This window comes from Yoonia vestfoldensis DSM 16212 (assembly GCF_000382265.1).
Classification (GTDB): domain Bacteria; phylum Pseudomonadota; class Alphaproteobacteria; order Rhodobacterales; family Rhodobacteraceae; genus Yoonia; species Yoonia vestfoldensis.
On the sequence record NZ_KB907975.1, the window covers coordinates 187,030 to 210,392 of the forward strand.

The 23,363-nt window shown below is 63.7% G+C and carries 26 protein-coding genes; 12 read left to right on the top strand and 14 right to left on the bottom strand.

Translation table 11 applies throughout. The features are described from left to right. Positions 1-29 precede the first annotated feature (29 nt). Complete coding sequence (locus H147_RS21150) at positions 30-197, bottom strand: hypothetical protein (protein WP_019954101.1); 168 nt, start codon at positions 195-197, stop codon at positions 30-32. 166 nt (positions 198-363) lie between these two features. Here H147_RS21150 and H147_RS0104235 point away from each other — a divergent pair, with 166 nt between their 5' ends. Together H147_RS0104235 and H147_RS0104240 are read left to right on the top strand one after the other, a co-directional pair. Then, entirely contained in the window at positions 364-651 is a 288-nt protein-coding gene (locus H147_RS0104235; protein WP_019954102.1) for a hypothetical protein, read from the top strand. Positions 652-1,049: 398 nt separating this feature from the next. Continuing rightward, positions 1,050-1,547: a pyridoxamine 5'-phosphate oxidase family protein gene (locus H147_RS0104240; protein ID WP_019954103.1), complete on the top strand. Its 498-nt coding sequence runs from the start codon at positions 1,050-1,052 to the stop codon at positions 1,545-1,547. A gap of 79 nt (positions 1,548-1,626) precedes the next feature. Here H147_RS0104240 and H147_RS0104245 read toward each other — a convergent pair whose 3' ends face one another. Beyond that, complete coding sequence (locus tag H147_RS0104245; RefSeq protein ID WP_019954104.1) at positions 1,627-2,565, bottom strand: SDR family oxidoreductase; 939 nt, start codon at positions 2,563-2,565, stop codon at positions 1,627-1,629. 134 nt (positions 2,566-2,699) lie between these two features. On the opposite strand from H147_RS0104245, the gene H147_RS0104250 reads away from it, so the two are divergent. Continuing rightward, a complete protein-coding gene (locus H147_RS0104250; RefSeq protein ID WP_110570903.1) occupies positions 2,700-3,341 on the top strand; it encodes an exopolysaccharide biosynthesis protein in 642 nt (213 codons plus the stop codon). Positions 3,342-3,470: 129 nt separating this feature from the next. Here the strand turns inward: H147_RS0104250 and H147_RS0104255 are convergent, their stop codons facing one another. Genes H147_RS0104255 through H147_RS0104265 form a run of 3 tightly spaced genes read right to left on the bottom strand, consistent with a single transcriptional unit; the run spans position 3,471 to position 6,939 of the window. Further along, positions 3,471-3,791, bottom strand: coding sequence for a hypothetical protein (locus H147_RS0104255; protein WP_019954106.1), 321 nt, complete (start codon positions 3,789-3,791; stop codon positions 3,471-3,473). Next, complete coding sequence (gene ctaD, locus H147_RS0104260) at positions 3,788-6,271, bottom strand: cytochrome c oxidase subunit I (protein WP_019954107.1); 2,484 nt, start codon at positions 6,269-6,271, stop codon at positions 3,788-3,790. Before ctaD ends, H147_RS0104255 begins: the two co-directional genes overlap by 4 nt. After that, positions 6,268-6,939 (bottom strand): cytochrome c oxidase subunit II, encoded by a 672-nt coding sequence (locus H147_RS0104265; RefSeq protein WP_019954108.1) that lies wholly within the window; start codon positions 6,937-6,939, stop codon positions 6,268-6,270. Before H147_RS0104265 ends, ctaD begins: the two co-directional genes overlap by 4 nt. A gap of 21 nt (positions 6,940-6,960) precedes the next feature. Here H147_RS0104265 and H147_RS0104270 point away from each other — a divergent pair, with 21 nt between their 5' ends. After that, positions 6,961-7,479, top strand: coding sequence for a DUF2231 domain-containing protein (locus H147_RS0104270; protein ID WP_019954109.1), 519 nt, complete (start codon positions 6,961-6,963; stop codon positions 7,477-7,479). Here H147_RS0104270 and H147_RS0104275 read toward each other — a convergent pair. From H147_RS0104275 to H147_RS0104300, 5 genes are all read right to left on the bottom strand, one after another. Beyond that, entirely contained in the window at positions 7,449-7,943 is a 495-nt protein-coding gene (locus H147_RS0104275) for a CopD family protein (protein WP_019954110.1), read from the bottom strand. The two genes, H147_RS0104270 and H147_RS0104275, sit on opposite strands and share 31 nt — an antisense overlap. A gap of 8 nt (positions 7,944-7,951) precedes the next feature. Then, positions 7,952-8,653 carry a cytochrome c oxidase assembly protein gene (locus H147_RS0104280; RefSeq protein ID WP_019954111.1) on the bottom strand — a complete coding sequence of 234 codons (702 nt, stop codon included), beginning with the start codon at positions 8,651-8,653 and terminating at the stop codon, positions 7,952-7,954. Positions 8,654-8,890: 237 nt separating this feature from the next. After that, positions 8,891-9,394 (bottom strand): MgtC/SapB family protein, encoded by a 504-nt coding sequence (locus H147_RS0104290; protein ID WP_019954113.1) that lies wholly within the window; start codon positions 9,392-9,394, stop codon positions 8,891-8,893. 163 nt (positions 9,395-9,557) lie between these two features. Next, positions 9,558-10,802, bottom strand: coding sequence for an MFS transporter (locus tag H147_RS0104295; RefSeq protein ID WP_019954114.1), 1,245 nt, complete (start codon positions 10,800-10,802; stop codon positions 9,558-9,560). A 72-nt stretch (positions 10,803-10,874) separates the two neighbouring features. Beyond that, entirely contained in the window at positions 10,875-11,288 is a 414-nt protein-coding gene (locus H147_RS0104300) for a VOC family protein (protein ID WP_019954115.1), read from the bottom strand. 209 nt (positions 11,289-11,497) lie between these two features. Here H147_RS0104300 and H147_RS0104305 point away from each other — a divergent pair, with 209 nt between their 5' ends. The 6 genes from H147_RS0104305 to H147_RS0104325 all read left to right on the top strand — a co-directional run bounded on the left by H147_RS0104305 (position 11,498) and on the right by H147_RS0104325 (position 18,652). After that, positions 11,498-12,244, top strand: coding sequence for an OB-fold-containig protein (locus tag H147_RS0104305; protein WP_019954116.1), 747 nt, complete (start codon positions 11,498-11,500; stop codon positions 12,242-12,244). Between the two features lie 38 nt (positions 12,245-12,282). Continuing rightward, positions 12,283-12,474: a hypothetical protein gene (locus H147_RS21530; RefSeq protein ID WP_019954117.1), complete on the top strand. Its 192-nt coding sequence runs from the start codon at positions 12,283-12,285 to the stop codon at positions 12,472-12,474. Between the two features lie 6 nt (positions 12,475-12,480). Beyond that, a complete protein-coding gene (locus H147_RS19300) occupies positions 12,481-13,965 on the top strand; it encodes a flotillin family protein (RefSeq protein WP_019954118.1) in 1,485 nt (494 codons plus the stop codon). Between the two features lie 9 nt (positions 13,966-13,974). Further along, a complete protein-coding gene (locus tag H147_RS20255; RefSeq protein ID WP_019954119.1) occupies positions 13,975-14,715 on the top strand; it encodes a hypothetical protein in 741 nt (246 codons plus the stop codon). A 150-nt stretch (positions 14,716-14,865) separates the two neighbouring features. Continuing rightward, positions 14,866-16,158, top strand: coding sequence for an O-acetylhomoserine aminocarboxypropyltransferase/cysteine synthase family protein (locus H147_RS0104320; RefSeq protein ID WP_019954120.1), 1,293 nt, complete (start codon positions 14,866-14,868; stop codon positions 16,156-16,158). Between the two features lie 106 nt (positions 16,159-16,264). Beyond that, positions 16,265-18,652, top strand: a complete 2,388-nt coding sequence (locus tag H147_RS0104325) for a hypothetical protein (RefSeq protein WP_019954121.1) — start codon at positions 16,265-16,267, stop codon at positions 18,650-18,652. Here H147_RS0104325 and hppD read toward each other — a convergent pair. Beyond that, positions 18,649-19,743: a 4-hydroxyphenylpyruvate dioxygenase gene (gene hppD, locus H147_RS0104330; RefSeq protein ID WP_019954122.1), complete on the bottom strand. Its 1,095-nt coding sequence runs from the start codon at positions 19,741-19,743 to the stop codon at positions 18,649-18,651. The two genes, H147_RS0104325 and hppD, sit on opposite strands and share 4 nt — an antisense overlap. Positions 19,744-19,874: 131 nt before the next feature. Here hppD and H147_RS0104335 point away from each other — a divergent pair, with 131 nt between their 5' ends. Further along, entirely contained in the window at positions 19,875-20,333 is a 459-nt protein-coding gene (locus tag H147_RS0104335) for an Lrp/AsnC family transcriptional regulator (RefSeq protein WP_026352246.1), read from the top strand. Here H147_RS0104335 and cobT read toward each other — a convergent pair. After that, positions 20,330-21,340, bottom strand: a complete 1,011-nt coding sequence (gene cobT / locus H147_RS0104340; RefSeq protein ID WP_026352247.1) for a nicotinate-nucleotide--dimethylbenzimidazole phosphoribosyltransferase — start codon at positions 21,338-21,340, stop codon at positions 20,330-20,332. The genes H147_RS0104335 and cobT overlap by 4 nt on opposite strands. Positions 21,341-21,390: 50 nt before the next feature. Here cobT and H147_RS0104345 point away from each other — a divergent pair, with 50 nt between their 5' ends. Next, positions 21,391-22,179 carry an adenosylcobinamide-GDP ribazoletransferase gene (locus H147_RS0104345; RefSeq protein ID WP_019954125.1) on the top strand — a complete coding sequence of 263 codons (789 nt, stop codon included), beginning with the start codon at positions 21,391-21,393 and terminating at the stop codon, positions 22,177-22,179. On the opposite strand, the gene H147_RS0104350 is transcribed toward H147_RS0104345, so the two are convergent. Together H147_RS0104350 and H147_RS0104355 are read right to left on the bottom strand one after the other, a co-directional pair. Then, complete coding sequence (locus H147_RS0104350; RefSeq protein WP_019954126.1) at positions 22,176-22,904, bottom strand: FG-GAP repeat domain-containing protein; 729 nt, start codon at positions 22,902-22,904, stop codon at positions 22,176-22,178. The two genes, H147_RS0104345 and H147_RS0104350, sit on opposite strands and share 4 nt — an antisense overlap. After that, positions 22,904-23,227, bottom strand: coding sequence for a 2Fe-2S iron-sulfur cluster-binding protein (locus H147_RS0104355; RefSeq protein WP_019954127.1), 324 nt, complete (start codon positions 23,225-23,227; stop codon positions 22,904-22,906). Before H147_RS0104355 ends, H147_RS0104350 begins: the two co-directional genes overlap by 1 nt. Positions 23,228-23,363: the final 136 nt, after the last annotated feature.

Here is a 23,363-nt window from a genome sequence, read left to right on the forward strand (position 1 = left end):
GCTGGTTGCGGTTCCGTGCGCGCGGGCCGTCAGTGATGATCGGGCGCGTCCTTTGCCAAGGTCGATTTGTTTTCGTCCTTGTGGGCTTCAGGATCGTGCAAACGGTCCTCGGTCTTCTTTTTGCTGACCATTGCCGCGATGATGACGGCGGCAAAGGTAAAAATCGACAGAGCCGCAAGAAAATATCCGGGTTCCATGATGGTCTCCTTTTCGGTTCGGGTTCAGGAAATCAACAAGCGTCCCCAGCAAAGGTTCCGTCGCTGCAACCGCGACATTCTGACAGCGGAACAATTGCCCGCGCGGGTGGTTTTGCCTTCACAGGCACCCCGCCTTCACCGCGAACCACACAAACAGGAGAGACGCATGAGCCATTCAGAAGACAATATGGACCGCCAGGTCAAACGCCACAAAGGCCCGCTGGTCGGGTTCATCGCGATCATCGCCTTCGTTGCGGTTCTTCTCGTCTGGTGGTTAGGCGGCGAGGTGGAACAGGCACAAGACACGACTGCGCCAGGCGACGGCACAGCAACATCGGCGCCGGTGACTGGTCCGACGACGGACACGGCCGATGACGGCGTGGCGACCGTGCCCGCGCAGAACCCCGCTGCGGAAAGCGCCGATGAACCGACCGCACCAGTCGTCGCAGATTGATGCAGGCCCCTGCCGGGACGGTCGCCGGATCGCCCGGTCGCTATTGGATGAGCGGCCATGATCTCTGCCAGCGCGCGGGCTGCTGGTTCACATTCACCTAGGTCCGTTGCGGGGATGACCCGCCGCTGTCGCGACAGTTCGGCACCATGTCGCCACGCCACAATCGGTTCCTTAGGGTCAGACAGGGAACATCCCCCTGCCCCCGTCGTTGATGATCCAAGGACCGCAGCGACGGGATGGATGCAATGCCCTGCCGGCCAAGGATACTTGTGCCGCGCATGGGCCGCCCGCCGATGACGAAGGGCGTGCCAACCACGGTGCCGACCGGCACCCATGGCCCGGACCGTCGCTGCGGTGACCCTTGATAACAACCCAACGCAAGTCCAAGGAGGACGAAGATGACAGATATCGACCGCGCACGCACCGATCCCAAGGGAACAATCTGGAAAGAACTCGCGGCAGTTGAGGCCGGGATGCTGGGGATCACAGGCACCGGCCAGCACATGCAGCCGATGTCGCATCATGTCGACGAAAAGGGCGGACAGCTGTGGTTTCTGACGACCCGCGACACCGATCTGGCCAAGGCGTTGCAGCCCGGCAGTGCGGCTCATTTCGTGATCATATCCGACACCCATGATTTTTACGCCTGGATGACCGGCCCCATCGCGGAACAACAGAACAAGGACATCCTTGATACGCTTTGGACGAACACGGTCGCGGAGCTGTTCGTCGACGGCAAGGATGATCCGGCACTGATGCTGATCGCCCTCAAGCTGGAGGATGCTGCTCTCTGGTCGCTGCCCAAAGGCGGGTCGCATCACGGTTGGCATGTGCCCGACAACAAAGACCGCGATCCGGCATCGCTTGGCGTTCGCAACCATGTGTCGTTCGGCTGACTTGCGCTGACACGATGGACATGACAGGGCCCGCGGCACAATCTGCGGGGCCTGTCGCGTGATGGCCGCTGATCAGCGGTCAGGTCATCGCGTTGCCGCAGGTGACCGCAATCGTCGCGCCAGACACAGAGCGCGACATCGGGTCCGCCAGCATCACATAGGCCGATGCCAGTTCAACGGGCGGCGCGGGTCGCCTCATAGGATGACCGTCACCGCGTGCCGACGCAGGCTCGCCGGCCGCACTGCCGGGGACCAGCGGGGGCCAGACCGGACCGGGGGCGACGCAATTCACCCGGATCGCCTTTTCCGAGAGGATGTGCGCAAGACTGCTGGTGAAACCCTGAATCGCGCCCTGCGCCGTCGCCGCGGCCAAAAGCGCCCCGCCGGACTCACCGGCAGTGATCGCGGCAGTGTTGATGATCGATGCGCCTTCTTTCATATGCGGCACCGCAGCCTTGCACAGAGAGAACGTGCCATGGATCCTGAACGCAAAGGTCCGTTGCCATTCCTTGTCTGCGATACCGTCGAGATCATCGAAACGGTGCTGATGCGTGGCGTTGTTCACCAGAATGTCGATCCGACCGAATTCCTCGACCACGGCGGCGACGATGGCACGGCAATGCGCCGGATCAGAAATGTCGCCAGGCAGCAAAAGACACTGGCGGCCGGTATCGAGGATCAGGCGTTCGGTGTCCGTGGCGTCCCCGGTGTCGTTCAGATAGCTGATCGCGACATCAGCGCCTTCGCGGGCATAGGCGATGGCGACGGCGCGTCCGATGCCGCTGTCGCCGCCAGTGATCAGCGCGACGCGCCGTCGCAGCCGACCCGTCCCTTTCCAGGGCATATCCTCGGTCTGTGCGGAATAGGGCGGGCGCGGATCGGATTGGGCGCTGTTCCCATCGTCCGGCCAGGCCTGCTGGTACTTGTCGATCACGTGTGGGTCGTTGCGGTGCAGGTTCTGGCTTTTCGTCATAGCATCGGCGCGCGGCGCGTCGGGGTTCACGGGGCGGGAGGACATCAGGCGGCTTCCTTTCGCGATTGCTGCTGCGGTTACAACACCTCTGGTTGCACTCTTGTTCCCGGCTTGTCGCAAATATTGCATCGCGCGGGGTGTCGCATTGACCGGAACCGTGGTCTGATTAAAGCGTTAACATGAAGCTGCGGCACCGGGCTTGCGCCAAACGGGACAGAACACTGATGAAGGCAGATGATGTCCAAGAGGACGATCACAAGCTCGGGCACCTTGTCGCGCGGATGCGCGATGCCGCCAAGCAAGACACGGTCGCCATCAAAGACGTGATGGCCGCCATCGGTGGGCGCGGCATCATTCCGTTTTTGCTGGTGCCTGCATTGCTGACCATGTCACCCTTGTCGGGCATCCCCGGGTTCTCTGCGACAAGCGGTGTGATCATTGCGATCGTGTCGGTTTACATGCTGCTCAACCGCGACAGTATCAGCTTGCCCGACTGGATCGAGCGTCGGTCGGTCAGCGGACAGCGGCTCGACAAGGCGCTGGCGAAAATCGAACCCATGGTGAACTGGATCGACCGCCATACGCGGCGGCGGTGGCATTTGTTGTTCAACAGGCCGATCATCTGGGTGCCGCAGGGGCTGTGCCTTGCTTCTGGGCTGGTGATGCCGCTGCTGGAATTCATCCCGTTCACATCGTCGATCGTTGCTACGGGCGTCTTCTTGCTGGCGCTGTCGCTGTTGGTGCGGGATGGACGCTTGTTCATCATCGCATTGCTGCCCTATGCCGCCGTGATCGCCATCGCCGTGTCACGCCTGATCTGACGCGAGACCCAGACGGTTTGCCCAGCAACCAAGCGCGCACCGGGTGTTCCAAAATACGCACCCCACCACGGGTTGCGGGGTATCAATTGGGTCCGGCAAAGACTGCGCCCGTGCCGCCCGGGTCCGCCTTCAGCCGCAGTAGGTCGTCAGCACCGCAGGCAACATCGTCCAGACCGCTGCAATGACCCCGACCCATCCCGACGCGCGGCCAACGAAATTGACGAAAACCGAGGCGGATGAAAACCGGTCCTGATACAACGCCCACAGCAAGACGACCTGCACCAGGATTGCAAGGACATAGGCGGTGACCAGCAGCACACGCGCCAGCGACAGGCCAAAGACCGTGCCGTCGACCGCGAAACCGCAGATGACCCCGTGCAGGCCATAGACGGCACTGAACGCGGCCAGCCAGACCAGCGGGGCGATCAGGATGCGCACAAGGTCCTTCATAGCGACAGTCCCGACAGGTGCCCGACCAGCAGGACCAGCGATCCGATGACGGCAACATAATCGCCCCACAGGCTGACCACCGCGAATTCCGACCGGCGTGCGGGGGACGTGTAGCCTTGCCAGACCCGCGCGATCAGATGGCCGGTCATCAGCACGATCAGCACGGCATGGAACAGGCCATAGCTGCCCAGCACGAACAATGTCGCGGCATAGGCGTGGTCCACGGGCGGCGGTGCGCGCCACAGCATGACGGCACAGCAGGCCCCGAACACCACCGCGCCGGTCAGTGCGATGCCCAGCGCAGGCAGGGTCGCGCGGGCGTTGCGCACCGCTGCCATCGCGACCCGCAGCGCAAGTGCTGTGCCCAGCGCCGCCGCGACACCAACGCCAAGTTCGATGAAGGACGGCTCGAACCGGACCAACGGCGGCCAGCCGGGGGCGACGGTCCATAGAAACGCGAAACCGAACAGCAGGCAGCCGAACAGGGTGGCATTGGCGAACATCAAGAACAGCGACCCCCACCAGCCCGGCGACCGGTCGGTGGCACTTGCATGCGGCAGGATAACCCCCTGCCCCACGTGCTGCGCGCCCAGATCATCCCTGCGCCCCAGCATCCAGACCCAGCGCAGCGCCAGACCCGCGACGCCGACCATCCCGATGGGAACCATCCAATAGGTTTTCAGCAAAAGCCCCAGAAAGAAAATGCCCGTCACCGCCGACATCAGGATCGGCAGGCGGGTATTGGCAGGATAGATCACATGCGCCTCGGGGCGGCCTGTGGCTGCATCGACCATCAGCGTCTCGCGCCAGTCCGCGCGGGGGGTGCCCAGATAGCCATGGCCTTGGGCCAGCCTGACGGGCAGCGCAGGGTTGTCGGCCAGCGGATGGCGGCTGTCGACATGCGGCAGGCTGGCAAAGTTATAGGACGGCGGCGGGGTCATCATCGCCCAGTCCAGCGTGCCCGCCTGCCAGGGGTTGCGCCTGATCTTGCGCGACGACAAGACATGCAGGATCACGTCCAGCAGGACCATCGCGATCCCGATGGACAGAACGAAACTGCCGACGGACGAAATCAGGTTGATCAGGGTCCAGCCATCCTCGGGCGTGTAGGTGTCGATCCGGCGGCGCTGGCCCAGCAGGCCGACCCAATGCATCGCGAAAAACGTGACGTGAAAGCCCACGAAGATGAGCCAGAACGCGAATTCGCCCAAGCGAAAGAACCGCTTGCGCCCCGAGACATGCGGCAGCCAGTAATAGATGCCCGCAAAGACCGGAAAGACGAACCCGCCGAACAGCACGTAATGCAGATGGGCAGTGATAAAGGCCGTGTCATGGACCTGCCAGTTGAACGGCACCATCGCCACCATGACGCCGGTCAGGCCGCCGATCACGAAGGTCGCGAAAAACCCCATGATGTGCAGCATCGGCAAATGCAGTTCCGGCCGCCCTTTCCACATCGTGCCAATCCACGCAAAAAGCTGCACCGCCGTCGGCACCGCGACCAGCGTGGACGCTGCCGAAAAGAACGCCAGCCCCATATGCGGGATGCCGGTCGTGAACATGTGATGCACCCAGAGCCCGAAGGACAGGAAGGCAAGCGCGACAATCGCCGCCACGATCCAGCCATAGCCGATCAGCGTTGTGCGGCACATCACCGGCAGGACGGTGGACACGATGCCAGCGGCGGGCAGAAAGATGATATAGACCTCCGGATGCCCGAACAGCCAGAACAGGTGCTGCCACAGCAGGCTGTCACCGCCCAGTTCGACCTGAAAGAACGGAAAGCCGAAAGCGCGTTCGACCTCCAGCAGGATCGAGCCAAGGATCAGCGGCGGAAACCCCGTCAGGATCATCAGCGCCGTGACCAGCGCATACCACGCAAAGATCGGCATTTTCGCCAGCGTCATGCCGGGCGCGCGGAATTTCAGGATCGACACGCAAATCTCGGCCGCCGCCGCGATGGCCGAAATCTCGACAAAGGTGATCCCGATCAGCCAGAAATCGGTGTTGATCCCCGGCGAATAGATCGCATTGGACAGGGGCGTGTACATGAACCAGCCGCTGTCAGGCGCGATCCCCAGCAGCATCGCCACCAGCAGCATCGACCCGCCGAACACGTAACACCAATAGCCGTAGGCCGTCAGGCGCGGAAAGGCGAGATCGCGGGTGCCAAGGATCTTGGGCAAAAGATAGATCGCCAGCCCCTCGAACGCGGGGATCGCGAAGAGGAACATCATGATGGTCCCGTGCATCGTGAAGATCTGGTTATAGATATCCGGCCCCGCAAAGGCCGAATCCGGCGTCGCGAGCTGCGCGCGGATCAGCATCGCAAGGATGCCGCCGATAATGAAAAAGAAGAACGAGGTGACAAGGAACATCCGCCCCAGATCGGTGTGGTTCACGGTGGAAAACCAGCCCCGGAAACCCCGCTCTGACGCCCAGATTGCATCGAGCCTGCGATGGCGTGTGACGACGTTCACTCGGTCTCTCCTGCAATAAAATCGGCCCATCCGGCCGCGTCATGGGCCCTGACGGTGAACCCGAAATCGGCATAGTTTTCGCCGCTGAATTCCGCGCTCAGCCCCTGATAATCGCCCGGCGCATCCGCCTCGATCCGCAGCACGTTGGAACGGCCGGGAATGGCGTCGAGCTTGCCCGCCAAGCGCGGGACCCAGAAACTGTGGATCACATCGGCTGTGGTGATGGAAACGTCCACAGGTTGGCCTGCGGGAATGTGCAGGATATCCTCGGTCACGCGGCCTGGCGCATCGGCATAGCTGAAGGTCCAGACCCAGCGCTGGCCCTGCGCACTGACCTGCACAACAGTGACGTCGTCGCGCGGCAACAGCCGCTCGCCGATGACCAGCCCGAAACCTAGCAGAACCGCCAGCACGACCATCGGGAAAGCAAGGCCAAGAGCGATGATCCAGACCCGCACCTGCCCGCGCTCGTCAGCGGCCACGTCCGGACTGCGCCGCACGAAAGCCAGCACCACCAAGGCCATGACCAGCATGAAAATTAGGACCGCCCCGACCAGCATCGCCCACCACAGATCGGCGATCACACGGGCGGCGGGACCGGCTGTTTGCAGCGTCGATGTCGCACCATCGCAACCATTCAGCGCCAAAAGCGTTGTGGCAAGGATCACCCCCCGAGGAGCCAATGACCCATGCCTGAAGACAAAGTCGAAACCGAAGCGGACGAATTGATCGACCCGATCGGCGCATTGCCGGATTTCAACAAGACGGAATCGCGGATCGCGCTTGCAGGCCACCCGATCCACGCGATGAGCGTTGCCTTTCCCGTCGCGCTGACCTTCTGCACTTTCGGCGCGGATGTGTTCTATTGGCTGACGGGCGATATCTTCTGGGCGCGAGCCGCGGTCTGGGCGGCGGGCACTGGGTTTTTGCTGGGCATGGTCGCGGGCATCTCGGGGACAGCCGAATTGCTGCTCGTTTCGGGCATCCGCGCCCGCGCACCCGCGTGGACGCATTTCATCATCGCGGTCACGCTGCTGGCCGCACTGGGGGCGAATTGGGGTCACCGGCTGTCTGGCTACGAGACGGCCGTGCTGCCCTACGGCATCCTGCTGTCGGGGCTGTGCGTGCTGATGGTGATGTTCACAGGTTGGCATGGCGGCAAGCTCGTCTTTGACTATCAACTGGGCACATCGAAGGGGAAATCGTAGCCGCGCGGCTCAAGCAGCCAGTCCGGCATCACAAGCCAGTCCGCCGCAGGCTTGGCCAGCACCAGACACAGGATCGCAATGACCGCCAGCAGCACACCCCCTGTCGGGATCACCGGGGATGGTGGCGTGTGTTCGGTCGGCTCCTCGGCGGTCAGCACAAGGATGTGCCCGATCCACGCGTGCAAGGCGACCAGTATGGCGACAAAGACCATCTTGGCGTAAAACCACGGCACGAAAACCTCGCGCAGAAAGATCAGCCAGGTCCCCGCGATCACCGCGACAACCGCCGCAGGTGTCACGCAAAGCGTATAGGTGATGTGCGCCGCGCGCCGTATATGGATGTAATCATCGACGCCAATCGCCGGTTCATGCCGCGCCAGCATCACCGGCAGGATCAGCAGGCCGCTGCACCAGATCAGCAGTGCCGCGATATGGACCGACTTGAAAATCGGGACCAGCGTCATGAGCCACTCTACCACGACAGATCACCCCGCAGCCGTGTCCAGCTTTGGCGCGCCATGACAACGGCCGCCACCGCATAGGGCAGGCCCGCAGGCACCCACATGATCAGCCCGCCCAGTTGCTGGTCGCGCAGCGGGCTCATGCCCCAGTCGAACGGGGCAACAGCATGGACATCGTAAAGCGCCGAGGGTGCAAAGGTCAGGATCGCGCCCAACAGCCCCATCTGGCCAAAGTTGGCGATGATATAGACCAGTTGCAGCACCGGCGCGCCGTCGCGGGCGAACACCACCCGCCAAAACCAGACAGCACTTGCCAGCAGCGAAATCTGCATCACCCAATAGACCGCGACATGCGACAGCGCCGCGTCATAGGCCGCAGGCAGGTGCCAGCCCCAGAGCACCGCCGTCGCAACACCAAACGACAACCCCGGACCGGACCGGAACCTGCCGCGAAAGACCCAGCCCAGCAGGGGGGCGGCCACCGCGACCAGCAACACATGATGCACGACCCGCGCCGAAAACAATGCGGCAGACAGCGCGCAGAGCGGCGAGACAAAGGCCACAACCAGCACGAAAACCGCCGCAATCCCCGCAGGATTGCGCCGCAACAGCCAGGCCATCACGGCCAAAGCCACCAGCAGCGGCGGATCAAAGTTCCAGCTTGTCCATAGCTGATCGGGAAGCGGCGGCGGGCCGCAATAAATCCTGTCCATGGAAAAGCCTCTCGTCTGCGGTGCAGGGCTGTTCTTCAAGCCCCTTGCGACTTTGAACGCCCCGGTCAGGTGATTGTTCCACGCGCGTTCAGCAACCACGCGGCGCAGGCGGCGTTGTTGCCGCGTCCGCGACATGAAGTCCTTGATGACCCAGCAGGCCGTCGGTGGCCCGAATGTCGTCGCGCAAGACGTGGACCAGACCGTCAGTGAAGCCGCCACAGCTGGGGCGCGCTTTTCCTAGTTCTGCAAATCATCGCTCTGGCCGGTCCCGCGTGGGACGCGCGGCGCAACGATTGGCATCACCGCAAGGATAACCAGAACGACCGCTGTCGACAGGATCGCCGTCGCCTCGAGGCCCAGCCCGCAGATAATGCCGATACCAGCGGTCGCCCAGATGCTTGCCGCCGTCGTCAGCCCCTCGACCTGATGGCGCGACGACCGCACGATGATGGCGCCCGCGCCCAGAAAACCGATGCCCTGAACGATGCCTTGCAGGACGCGTGACATGTCCTCGATCGGCATGCCGGCCTGCATCGGGCCGATGACGAACAGCGTCGCACCCACCGCGACGAGCATATGCGTCCGCACGCCCGCGCTGCGCGCCTTGCGCTCACGCTCATAGCCCAGAATGCCGCCGAGGATCGCGGCAAGCAAAAGGCGCAGAGTGATGATGGTGATCGTGGCGACATCCGGCAGGTCAGAAAATTCGCCGATGATGGCCGTCCAGATTTCGTGCAGCATTCTTCTGTCTCATTGATTTTTGCCAAGGTGGCCTCGATCTAACCCGACACAGGCGTTCGGGTTCCCTCCGGGCCGACCCAGACTCGGCTCGCGCCGCCGGTGTGCTGGCAATCTAGGCAGGTCATGCGAGATCAGCGTGACGCGGGCGATTGCGCTGTATGGCCTAGTCAAAGCGCAGGCGCATCATCGCATAGATCGTCAACAGCCCACAGACCGCTGCGGCAAAAAGATAGGGCGTGTGAAGCGCTTCGTTCCGCCCCAGTACGGGCGTCAAGACTGTGACCAATACGCCCGCGCCCATGGCTCCGAACGGCATCGCACCCCAGCCAAAGAACCTGTAGACCGCGTTCACGCGGCCCAGCAGATGGTCGGGGATGAGCCGCTGACGGTAACTGACCGTCACAACGTTCCATAACATGCCTGCCGCCGCTTCGAAGAACAACGCAAGGGCGACCATGAATGCCGATCCGAAAAGGCCGATCATCAGATTCACCATGATGAACCCGACAAGTGCCACCAAAAGGCTGCGCCGCATCCCCAATCGTTTCGCGACGGTCGGCGCAACAAGCCCGCCAACCACTCCGCCCATCGCACCGAAGGTCAGCAGCAGGCCGTATCCAGTCGCGGAGAGGCCCAGCACCTCTTGGGCGTAAAGCACCAGAATGGTCAGGCCGCCAATAAACACAGCGTTGATGGCCCCCAGCATGATCGCCAGTCGCAGGATCACGGGATTGTGCCGCATCCATCCCAACCCCTCGCGCAGCGCTGCCCAGAAAGGCACCGCAACCACGGCACCGCGCGACGGCAACGCGATCATCCAGATCAGGACGGCGGACAGCGCATAGATCGACGCATCGACCCCGAAAGGCCACAGCACCGATGCTGCGATTAGCAGTCCCGCAAGGGGCGGCCCGATGAACTGGCCGGTGATCTGTTCGGCGCTCCACATCTGGCCGTTCGCGCGTTCCAGATCGGCGTGGGCGACGATGGACGGCAGGATTGTCTGGGCCGCATTGTCGCGCACCACCTCGGTCGAGCCGAACAGGAAGGCGATCAGGATCAGCGACAGGATCACGGTCGTCCCTGCGCCTTCCGGCAAGGGCAAGCCGGTCTGCGCCATCACCATCAGCACGATAAAAAGCATCAGGACCATCCGCATCAGATCGGCGCGCATCATCAGCAAGCGCCGGTCGGCGCGGTCGGTCCAGACGCCCGCAGGCAAGGCGAACAAGAGCCAAGGCAGTCTTTGCGCCGTGGCGACCGCTGCAATCAGCAGCGGGTCTCTTGTCAACAAGGTCGCAAGCCAGGGCAGCGCGACCATCGCGATCCCATCGCCGAGGTTAGACATCGCGCTGGCCGACAGCAGCAGGCGGTAATCACGGTTGGTGCGGACCAAAGCGCGGGCCATGCTGTAAACTTTCAAACACGTCTTATCGCCGCAGCCTAGCCGCGCGCGTGCCTGTGAGCAATGCAGACCGCCTCAGGTTGCAAAGACACCACTTTCCGCGGCGAACCCCTTGATCTCAATCGGGTTGCCGGACGGGTCGCGGAAGAACATCGTCCATTGCTCGCCCGGCTCGCCCTTGAACCGCACCGAGGGGGCGAGGATGAAATCGGTCTGCCGTTCTTCCAGACGGCCCGCAAGCTGCGTCCAGTCCTCCAGCGGCAGCACGACACCGAAATGCGGCATCGGCACCATGTGATCGCCCACCTTGCCGGTCGGGGCATTGGCAAAAGGTTCGCCCAGATGCAGGCTCAACTGATGGCCATAAAAATCGAAATCGACCCAAGTGTCGGTGGACCGGCCTTCGACGGCGCCCAGCGCGCCAGTGTAGAATGCGCGCGCCTCGTCCAGATCGGTGACGTGATAAGCGAAATGAAATGGCACGGGCATTGGCGTCTCCTTGACTGATATGCGGGTGATCTACACCTTGCGTTGCGCGAATTCAAAGCGGGAAACGTGGCATCATTGCGCCGCGCGCCTTAATTCTTCTTTACGGACAGCGAAACCGGATTGATGTTTCCTGAGGTTGCATGCAGCCTGTCCACGTCAGCATTTTTGCTGTCGGCGCTGCCCATCTCTGACGTTGAACTGGTCTCTCGATGCTTGATTTCCTGCTGTCGCCCGCCGTGGTCCCTTTTTCGATCGCCTTGGGCCTGCTGGCGGGGCTGCTCGTGCTGGAAATCGTGGCTCTTCTGCTCGGGGGCAGTGTACTGGGCAGCGGCGGCGAGGATCTCGATCTTGACGCGCCCGCCGGTTTCGACCCCGCTTTCGACCTTGGCGATCTGCCGGATCTGGACAAGATCGACACAGGCGGCATCGATCCCGCCGATCTTGATCTTGGACAAGGCGACACGCTGGCCCCGGCTGATCCTGGAACAGGGCTTGCGGGGGCTTTGGGCATCGGCAAGGTGCAGTTTCTGATCTGGCTTGCAGCATTGCTGGCGGGGTTCGGGCTGTCGGGCTATACGCTGCAAAGCGTGACGAACACGAGCATCGGCGCGCCGCTGCCTGCACTGATCGCCGTGCTGCCTGCGGGCCTGATCGGCCTGTGGTTCGCCCGTGCCTATGGCGGGTTGCTGGCGCGGCTTATCCCGAAAACGGAAACCTCGGTGCGGTCCGATGCGATGTTGAACCGGCGTCACGGCGTGGTCAGCCAAGGCACCGCGCGGCGCAACGCGCCCGCCGAGGTCCGCGTGCTGGATAGCTACGGCAATTTCCATTTCATCCGCGCCGAACCGCTTGACGCCAACGACGAAATCCCCGCCGGGACCGACGTGCTGGTGCTGCGCGTAAGGCTTGGCCCTGAACGCGGCAAATTCCGTATCGTGGCGCTCAGCCAAATCTAACTCCCCCCCCCCCGCTGCTCTCTGAAAAGGATTTCGACATGCCTCTCAACGAATTTCTGGTCATCATCGGCGTCATTCTGGGCCTTCTGGTCTTGACCGCCCTGATCATCGCCCGCCTGTACCGGCGCACGACGCGCGAAATCGCGCTCGTCAAGACAGGCTCGGGCGGCAAGCGGATCATCATGGATGGCGGCACGATCGTCATTCCGCTGCTGCACGAAGTCCGGTAGGTCAACATGAAGACGCTGCGCCTTGAGGTCACCCGCAACGGCGAGGCCGCGATGATCACGCGCGACCGGATGCGTGTCGATGTGGGGGTGGAATTCTACGTCTCGGTCATGGCCAACGAAGAAGGCATCAGCCGCGCCGCACAGACCCTGGGCGAACGCACCTTCCACATCGACCAGCTGCGCGAGATGATCGAAGGCAAGCTGATCGACGGTCTGCGCGCGGTGGCGGCCCAGCTGACGATGGATGAATTGCACGAAAGCCGTGCCGAATTCGTCCAGCAGGTGCAAAGTGCCGTCAGCGAGGATTTGCTGAAAAACGGTCTGATGCTGGAATCGGTGTCGCTGACGGCGCTTGACCAGACCCCTTTCGCGGCGCTGGATGAAAACAACGCCTTCAACGCGGTCGGGATGCGCAAGCTGGCCGAGGTGATCGCGAAATCCAAGATGGAACGCGCCGAGATCGAGGCGCAGGCCGATGTGAATGTCCGCCGCTCGGCCATGAACGCCGAACGCACCAAAATGGAAATCGACCGCGACGAACAGACCGCCCGCATCGCCCGCGAGGCCGAGGTCGCCACCTTGCGCGCGGCGCAGGAATCCGAGATCGCGCAGCGCCGTGCGGATGCCCAGCGCGAAATCGAACGCGCCCGCATCGCGCAGGATGAATCGATCCGCAGCGCCGAAATCGCCCGCGACCAGTCGGTCCGCGCCGCCGAGATCAACCGCGACCGCGCACTGGAAGTGGCCGAACAGGAACGCCAGATCATCGTCGCCGAAAAGTCCGAAAAGGAAAGCCAGGCGCGCGCCAGCGCCGACCGCGCCCGCGCCGAAGCCGCCGAAGCCTCCGAGGCGATCATCACCGCCCGCGCCGTCGCCGAGGCCGAGCGGATCAAGCAGATCGCGCTGATCGAGGCCGCGCGCGAGGCCGAACGCGAGGCGACCAAGATCAGGCTTGCCGCCGCTGCCGAACGCGCCGCCGCCGAAGACCGCGCGAATGCCCGTCTGGAAGAAGCCCGCGCCGAGGCAGAGTCGATCAAGATCCGCGCCGAGGCGATCAAGGCCGAACTTTTGGCGCAGGCCGAAGGCAATCAGGCACTTGCGGGTGCCGAAAACGTGCTCAGCGACGAGATCGTCAAGATGCGCATCGAACTGGCGCGTCTGCAGGCCCTGCCGGGCATCGTGGCCGAAATGGTCAAGCCCGCAGAAAAGATCGACACGATCCGCATCCACCAGATTTCGGGCCTGAATGGCAACGGGTCGGGCAATGGGTCAGGCGGGTCCGACAAACCGCCCGTCAATCAGGCGCTCGATTCCATCATGGGCATGGCCGTGCAACTGCCCGCCCTGCGCAAGATCGGCGAGGAACTGGGCATTTCCATGGACAGCGTGACCGGCGTGCTGGACAGCGCCGCCACGACGCCGCCATTAGACAAGGCCGCGCCCGACCTGCCTGCGGGCGAGGCTGCGCCAAAAACCAAAGACAAGGCATAACAACGCGGCATGGCGCAGCCTTGGGCATGGATCGGCGGCGCAACCTCGCTTGGGTTGATTGCAGCGGGTCTCTGGCTTGGTACGATCGAGCAAGAGACCCCGGCGATCGGCCCTGCCGACGTGCCACCACCGACGGCGACACCCGCGCCCGCGCCGCCCGCCGCACCTGAACCCGCTGTTACGCCAGAGCCGGAACCTGTCGTCTCGGAACCGGCCCCGCCGCCTGTCGTGCCTTTGGCGGGCGGGGTCTGGCTTTATGCCCCGGATGCGGGTCTGTCCGCCGAGGGTGCCGAGGATGCGATGCGACTGGTCGCGCAAGTCTCCTGGCAGGCGAAGCATTTTGGCGCGGTGGCCATCCCCCGCGCCTTTCCGGACTCTCAATATGTGATCGAAGGATACGGCGAACTGGCGCAGGCCGAAAACCACGCGCTGAACATCTGTGCGCAAACGGAAAGAGATTGCATCATCCTTGCCTGGCTGGTCCCGCCAGATTGGGATGGCACCTTTGAAGGCACGCTGAACGCCCGCCAGAAAAGCCTGTTCCATGCGTTCACCGCTGACCGGACAGGCAGATTTCTGGCCTTTGCAAGCTCGCCCGAAGGCGCCGCAGGGCACGGCGCTGGCGCAAGTCCTGATGAGGCCGCAGAGGCCGCGATGCTGGCTTGCAGGCTGATGCAACACCGCCAGTGGCAGGGACATCCGCGCAGGCGTGGCTGCGCCGTTATGGCGACACGGCAGGTAGACCCCTAGAACAGCTGTCCCAGCGCATGGGCAGGCAGCGGACATTCACCCCGTTGCCTGCGCGACTGCAGCGCGCGCGTTCTTTTCACACGCCGCGATGTTGTGGGCTTGCCGCTTTGCCCCTAAACCTCTGTCAAGTAATCCACAGGGAGAGAGACAATGACGGACACCCCCACCTACGGTTTCGACACGTTGCAGGTCCATGCGGGCGCACGGCCCGATCCTGCAACCGGCGCGCGGCAGGTGCCGATCTACCAGACCACCGCCTATGTGTTCCGCGATGCCGAACATGCAGCCGCGCTCTTCAACCTACAGGAGGTCGGCTATATCTATTCGCGCCTGACCAACCCCACGGTTGCGGCCTTGCAGGAACGCATCGCCACGCTCGAAGGCGGTGTGGGCGGTGTGTGCTGTTCGTCGGGTCACGCGGCCCAGATCATGGCGCTGTTTCCGCTGATGCAGCCCGGGCGCAATATCGTGGCCTCCAGCCGGCTTTATGGCGGCACGGTCACACAGTTCAGCCAGACGATCAAACGTTTCGGCTGGTCGGCCAAATTCGTCGATTTCGATGACCATGCCGCTGTCGCCGCCGCCATCGACGACGACACCCGTGCGGTGTTCTGCGAAGCCATCGCCAATCCCGGCGGGCATATCACCGATCTTGACGCGATTTCCGCGATCTCGGATGCGGCGGGTATCCCGCTGATCGTGGATAACACGACGGCGACGCCCTATCTTTGCCGCCCGATCGAACATGGCGCGACGCTGGTCGTGCATTCGACGACGAAATACCTGACCGGCAATGGAACAGTCACCGGCGGCTGCATCGTCGACAGCGGCAAGTTCGACTGGCGCGCGAATGACAAGTTCCCGTCGCTGTCGCAGCCCGAACCCGCCTATCACGGGCTGACCTTTGCCGAAACCTTCGGCCCGCTTGCCTATACTTTCCACGGCATCGCCATCGGTCTGCGCGATCTGGGCATGACGATGAACCCGCAAGCCGCACATTACACGCTGATGGGGATCGAAACGCTGTCCTTGCGCATGGACCGCCATGTGCAGAACGCGCAGACCATCGCCAAATGGCTGGAGGCCGATCCCCGCGTGGATTACGTCACCTACGCGGGCCTCGACAGTTCGCCCTATGCGCATCTGGTGCCCAAGATCTGCCCCAAGGGTGCGGGGGCTTTGTTCACCATCGCCGTCAAGGGCGGCTATGACGCCTGCGTCAAGCTGGTCGATAGTCTGGAGATATTCAGCCATGTGGCTAACCTTGGGGACACACGCTCGCTCGTGATCCATTCGGCCAGCACGACGCACCGGCAGTTGACGCCAGAGCAGCAAAAGGCCGCGGGGGCAGGCCCGAACATCGTGCGGCTGTCCATCGGGATCGAAGATGCCAAAGACCTGATCGCCGATCTGGATCAGGCTTTGGCCAAGGCGGTCGGTTGACACCGCGTCCCGCCCAAGCCCTTGGCCTGGGCGGGATTTTGCTATAGGGTTCTGGCATGGACGCAAAGGCGTTCAGATGCGACCTACAACCTGCTAGACGCGGCTTATGACAATCAATTTCGCTCTTTCGCTTTCCCTTGCAGGCATTGATCTGCTGCAACGTATCGACAGCGGCTGGCGGCGTGTCGGCACGGCGTCGCTGCTGTCCACCGACATTGCGGCGGAACTGGCCGATCTGCGCGCCAAAGGGCAGGCGCTCGCGCCGGACGGATTTCACACCAAGCTCGTGATCCCCATGGAACAGGTGAAATACCTGACCATCGAGACCGCGCAAACGACGCTGGCCGACATCACCGCAGCGCTGGACGGTGCGACGCCCTATGCGCTGGATGAACTGGCGATTGATTTCGAACGGTCCGGCGGGCGCACCCACATTGCCGCCGTTGCGCGCGAGACCCTGCGCGAGGCCGAGGATTTCGCCCATGCGCATGGGTTCAATCCGATAGCCTTTGTCGCGGTGCCCGACCCTGTGACCTTTGGTCAGGAAATATTCTTCGGGCCCACCTCTGTGGCGTCCCGCATCCTCGGGCCAGGCGTCACCGTGGCGCGCGACAGCGTGCCGGTCACGCTTGTCGGCACGCGGATCAAGTCGCATCTGCTCGTGCTCGACCCGTCCGAAAGCGTCGCGCCCGCCCTATCGGCAAAGCCGCAAGCGCCCCTTTGCGACCGGATCATCGCGGAATATCACGCACCCCGCGCGCCCGACCCTGTGGCGGCTGTCATCATGCGGATGGTGCTGGGGACGGCAACGCCTTCCGCGCCCGCGCATCTGGACCCGATCATTGCCGAACATCACCTGCCCGCGACACAAACCGAAGTTCCGCTGATCGCCGTTCCGGCCCCCGGATCGCCCAAGCCTCTGGTGCTGGGTGGCGTCATGGCGGTCCAGCCAAAGGCCATCGCCGCCGGCCCTGCCCGGTCCTTTGCCGTGCCGGGTGCGATTGCGGCAAGCCTTGTCGCCTTGGGCTTTTTCTGGTGGATGCAATCGGGGCCCGTGACCGTCACGACACCCGCGTCTGCCGTGCAGACACAAGCCACTGCCGAAACGACACCCGCCCCGGCTGTCATCGACATCGCCATCGCGTCGCCCCGGCAACGCCAGTTCGAAAACGACCTGCCAGCCAGCGACACGGCTGTGACCGCCAGCGTAGCGCCAGTGCCCTTGACCAGCGCCAATGTTGACAGCCCGATCATCGCCGTAGACCCTGCACCGGCTGCCGCAACGCCGACCGAGACCGCAGCGTCAGGCGGCGTGCTGAGCGCCGATGCCGCCGAGGCCGCCTATGCCGCGACAGGCGTCTGGCAGCGCCCGCCGCGTTTTGTCGATCTGCCGCCGAATATCGCAACCGACGATGTGATCTGGCCCGTCAGTAGTGCCGCCCCCGACCGCATGACCGTCCCCGCGCTGCCATCGCTTGAAGTGCTTGCGACGGATCTGGGATTTGTCCCGCTCGCGGACCCTCCGGCGGCCGATGCGGTGTTCGACCTTGATGAAGACGGCTTCGTGCGGGCCACCCCCGAAGGCGCGCTGACCCCAGATGGCGCCGTGGTTTATGCCGGACTGCCCGATCTGCCCTTCCGCGCAAGGCCCGTCACGGCTGCGGATGAAACCGCCGTGGCCGAGGATGAGGTCCTGCCGATAGACCCGCCGGTCGCGACTGCCGAGGCGGACGCTGCATCAACCCAGACAGCCGTCGATGATCCACTGGTTGATGTCGTCGTGATCCCCGGACGCCCGCCCGTCGTGCCGCCGCTGCGGCCCGATCTTGCCGCGGACACGGCATCTGTCGATGACGCCACACCTGGCGGTGTTTCGCTGGCGGGATTGCAGGCCGGTGCAGGCGGACCGGACGCGGCACTTGACCTTGCGCCGCCGCCCGGTGCGATCCGACCACAGGCCCGGCCCGCGCTTCCGGCTTTCGCAAACAACGCAAACGAGGTCACAGCCGTGTTGGGTGGCATCGCCTTGGCAGAGCCGGACCCGCGCATGACGGCATCTGCATTCGCGGTTGCCACATCGTTGCGCCCGACCAGCAGGCCCGTCAATTTTGATCGCGTCGTCGCATCGGTCCGCAATCGCCAACAGGCAGCGCCAGCGCCAGCCGCCGTGGCCGCAGCGCCAGCGGCACCTGCCCCACAGCCGCAAGTGCAGGCCGCAGCGCCCGTCGCCCCACAGAATTACGAGCCTGTGCCGGGTGGCGTCGCACGCGCCGCGACACAGGAAAGCGCGATTAGGCTGCGTGATATCAACCTGATCGGTGTCTTTGGCCAGCCAAGCGCACGGCGCGCGCTGGTCCGGCTTGGCAACGGGCAGTTGATCCGGGTGCAGGTCGGCAGCGAGCTTGACGGCGGGCAGGTCACGGCGATCGGGGAAAGCGCGCTCAACTATGTCAAGCGCGGCACGACCTACGCGTTGCAGATCCCGCAGGGTTAACTGGCCTTCAGAACACCGCGTGCGATCTGGTCAGCCTCGATGCTTTCGAACAGCGCTTTGAAGTTGCCTTCGCCAAAGCCGTCATCGCCCTTGCGCTGGATGAATTCGAAAAAGATGGGCCCGATCACCGTCTTGCTGAAGATTTGCAGCAGGATGCGGGTTTCGCCGCCGTCCACCACGCCTTCGCCGTCGATCAGGATGCCGTGTTTCATCATCCGGTCCAGCGGTTCGTCATGGCCGACCACGCGGGTCTTGCTCAACTCATAATAAGCGGCGGGGGGTTTGGGCATAAACCTGATCCCTTGTTCCGCAATCGCATCGGTCGCGTCGTAAAGATCCTGCGCGCCGACCGCGATATGCTGGATGCCTTCGCCGTTATAACGCCGCAGGTATTCGACGATCTGCCCCGTCTCGCCGCGATCCTCGTTGATGGGGATGCGGATGCGCCCGCAGGGGGACGTCAGCGCGCGCGACAACAGCCCCGTGAATTTGCCCGCGATATCGAAAAACCGGATTTCGCGGAAGTTGAACAGATCGCCGTAAAAAGCGAACCATTTGTCCATGTTCCCCTTGTGGACGTTATGCGTCAGATGGTCGAGGTAGTAGAACCCCACGCCCGCCGGATGAGCATCCGCAACCCAGTCGAATTCCGCGTTGTAGGGGTTGATGTCGTAATACTGGTCGATGAAATAAATCAGGCTGCCGCCGATGCCGACGATCGCGGGCACATCCATGGTCTTGCCAGCCCCATCATAAGGGGTCGCGCCTTTGCTGACCGCATGGTCATAGGCATGCTGCGCATCGACAACGCGCCAGCCCATCGACGGGGCGCAGGGCCCGTGTTCTTCGATGAACGCCGCCGCATGGCTGCCGGGTTCCATGTTCAGGATATAGGTGATGTCGCCTTGCTGCCACAGCTCGATGGCCTTGGTCTTGTGCGTGGCCGTGTGCTGATAGCCCATCTTGGCGAAAAGATCGCGCAGTACCAGCGGTTCGGGATGCGCGAATTCGACAAAGGCGAAACCGTCCGTGCCTGCGGGGTTTGCGGCGCTGATCACGGCCTTGGGGGCGTTGTGCGGGAAAGGGCCCATGTGCATGTCTCCTTGCTGGTTTCCACAAGTGTACCGCAACGAACCTGCGGTTTTGCGCCAAGGTCATGGACTTTTGGCCGTATTCATGCGGATATGGTGCATCTTTTGCCACCATGACGCGGGAATCACGCATGACACTCGACCCTGCCGACCTGAAACTCCTGGCCGCGCTGCAACGCGATTCAACGCTGACGGCGCAAGATCTGGGCGATGCGCTGAACATGTCGCCCTCGCAGGCCGGACGCAGGCGGCAACGGCTGGAGGCCGAAGGTTATATCGCGGGTTATCGCGCGACCCTGAACCCCGAAATGCTGGGCCTTGCGGTCGAGGCGTTCATGCAGGTCGTCATGGCCACCCATACTGAACAGAACGCGCGCGACTTCGTGCGCATGACCCGCACACGCCCCGAAATCGTCGGTGCTTGGACCCTGACGGGCGAGGCGGATTATCTTTTGCGCATCTATTGCGCCAATCTGGCCGCGCTGAACACGCTGGTGCAGCAGGTGTTGCTGCCGCATCCCGCCGTCAGCCGCGTGCAGAGCCAGATCGTGATGGAGCGCGTCAAGCCCGACGCGCCCCTGCCGGTTTAACCCGCTGCCACACCGGCCTCGGCAAAGGTCGCCATCCCGGAATGGCAGGCGACGGCGCCTTGCAGGATGGTGATCGCCAGCGCCGCACCCGAGCCTTCGCCCAGGCGCAGGCCCAGCGACAACAGGGGCTGTTTGCCCAAGGCATCGAGCAAGTTTTGATGCGCGCCTTCGACGCTTAGATGCCCCGCGACAGCGTGGTCGAGGGCGGTGGGGTGCAGCTTGTGCAATACACCCGCCGCTGCCGAACAGATGAACCCGTCAAGGATCACGGGAATCCGGTGCGCCCGTGCGGCGGCCATCGCACCCGCCATCGCCGCAATCTCGCGCCCGCCGAGGCAGCGCAGCGCCTCCAGCGTGTCACTGGTGTCGTGCAAGGCCAGCCCCGCATCGACCGCCGCCACCTTGCGCGCAAGGCCCGCGTCATCGACGCCGGTGCCCCGCCCCGCCCAATCGGCCCCCGTGCCGCCGAACAAGGCCGCTGCAAGGGCGGCCGCCGATGTGGTGTTGCCGATCCCCATTTCGCCTGTGACCAGCAGATCGGACTGCGGGTCGACCGCGTTCCAGCCTGTTTGCAAGGCGCTGACCAGCTCAGCTTCCGTCATCGCTGGGGCCTTGGTGAAATCGGCCGTGGGAGTGTCGAGCGACAGCGCATGCACATCCATCCGCGCACCTGCCGCCTTGGACAGCTGGTTGATCGCCGCCCCGCCATGTTCGAAATTCGCGACCATCTGCACGGTCACTTCCGGCGGAAAGGCCGATACGCCCTGCGCGCAGACACCATGGTTGCCCGCAAAGATGATGACTTGCGGGGCGCGGATTGTGGGGCGCGGGTCATTGCGCCAGCCTGCGTACCAGATCGCCAGATCCTCCAATCGCCCCAAGGCCCCCTGCGGTTTGGTCAACTGGCCGTTGCGGTCGGTCGCACCGGCGATGGCATTGGCGTCGGGGGCGGTCAGATCGGCAAAGATCGCGCGGAAATCGGCAAGGGTGGTGAAAGGGGCGGTCATCAGGTCCTCGTTGCGTAACATGTCCCGACTGTCTAACGATCACGCCAGAGATGAAAAGAGCCGCAAGGGGCAAACCGTTGACCAATCCCGACAATCGCCTTTTTGCCGCGATCGACCTGCCCGCCGCTTTGGGACTTTTGACGCGGTTGCCGGTGCCGGTCGATGGTGCTGCGGCGACGGCACGGGGTGCTGCGGCGGTCTGGGCCTATCCACTGGCAGGCGTTGTCGTGGGTGGGTTGCAGGCGCTGGCGATGGGGGGACTGCTCTGGCTTGGCGTGCCTGCCGCGATCACGGCGGCGCTGGTGCTGGCACTGGCGGTCACCCTGACGGGCGCGATGCACGAGGACGGGCTGGCCGACAGTATCGACGGTCTTTGGGGCGGCTGGGACAAGGCCCGCAGGTTGGCGATCATGAAGGACAGCCATATCGGCACTTACGGCGTAATCGCGCTGGTGCTGACGCTGGGGCTGCGCTGGACGGCGCTAGGGCTTATCGCGGGTGCCGGGGACTTTGCGCTGGTGCTGGTCGTCGTCGCGGCGGTCAGCCGTGCGGCAATGGTGGGCGTCATGGCCGCCCTGCCCCATGCGCGTGATGGCGGGTTGAGCCATGCGGTCGGGCGGCCTGCACCGCGCGTCGCATGGGTGGCTGTCGGCATCGGCGCGGGTCTGGCGCTGATCACGGGCCACGTGGGGCTGGTGATGGTGGCAACGGTGATCGCTGTGCTTTGGGTGGTGATCGCGCGGGCCAAGATCGGTGGTCAGACAGGCGATATCCTTGGCGCGACACAGCAACTGGTCGAGGTCGCGCTGCTGATCGCGGTCGTCTCGGCGCTGGATTAATCGGGCAACGGATCGCAGCGCAGGGCTGTGGCGAAACTGGCTCTATCGTCGTGTTGCCCGATATCGGTCTGCTGCAAGCTGCCATCCTGCAATCGTGTCGCGATGATTCTTGACCAATCGGCATTCGCGGTGATGATTTCCGGTCCTTGCCCGCAATCGCGGATGCCTCCGGCGATGTCGGTCTCTCCGATGCGGTGGTTGGTCAGGCCGGGGGTGCGGGCGATTTCGCGCAAGGACCACGCCCCGCCCTCCTGCCTCACACGCACCACGACCAGTTCGCGCGCCAGATGCGGCCGGTCGACATAGGCGGCCTCCATCGCGCCGTCACCGTCCAGATCGGCGGCACCGGCCACCGCCATCCAGCGGAACCGCGTGCCGATATGCGGACCGGCGACCAGCGGCACCAAGGCCCCGTCGCGCAGGCCCCAGACCGCCATCTGCGCGCCAAGGTTTTCGTGGCTTTGGACAACGATCACCTCGGGCGCACCATCGCCGTTCAGATCAACGACACGGGGGCTTGTGTCCTCGAACACCATCGGCGCGGGCCAGCGCGCAGAAAGCCGCGTGCCGTCCGACAGCGTGACTTGCAGCGTGTCATGCTCGCTCGGGTCACCAAGAACACCGTGCGGATAGCGGTCGGTCGGGCCGGTCAGCCGCGCATCACTGATGGACTGCGCCTGCGCCAGCCCCGGAAAAACCACCAAGGCCAGCAGGCAGGCGCGCATCAGATCTGCTTTTCGGGCATCTGCACGCGCAGGCCGTCCAGCGCATCGCTCACCTTCAACTGGCAGGTCAGGCGCGATTTGACAGGGTCGGGCTTGAAGGCGAAATCGAGCATGTCGTCTTCCATCGCGTCCTTGGCGGGCAGTTTGTCCACCCAGGCGTCATCGACATAGACATGGCAGGTCGAACAGGCGCAGGCCCCGCCGCAATCGGCCTCGATCCCCGGAATGCCGTTGTCGCGCGCGCCTTCCATGACGGTCAGCCCGTTGGCCACATCGACCACATGTTCCTTGCCGCCATATTCGACATAGGTAATTTTCGCCATTCTATCCGATCCCCTGTAGTGAAATGACACATCGCGACATTCCTAAATCACCGTTTGGGTCGGTGCCAGCGCAAAACGGCCACAACGACAAAGGGCGGCCCAGAAGGACCGCCCTTTCCCTCAAGAAAAGATGCCG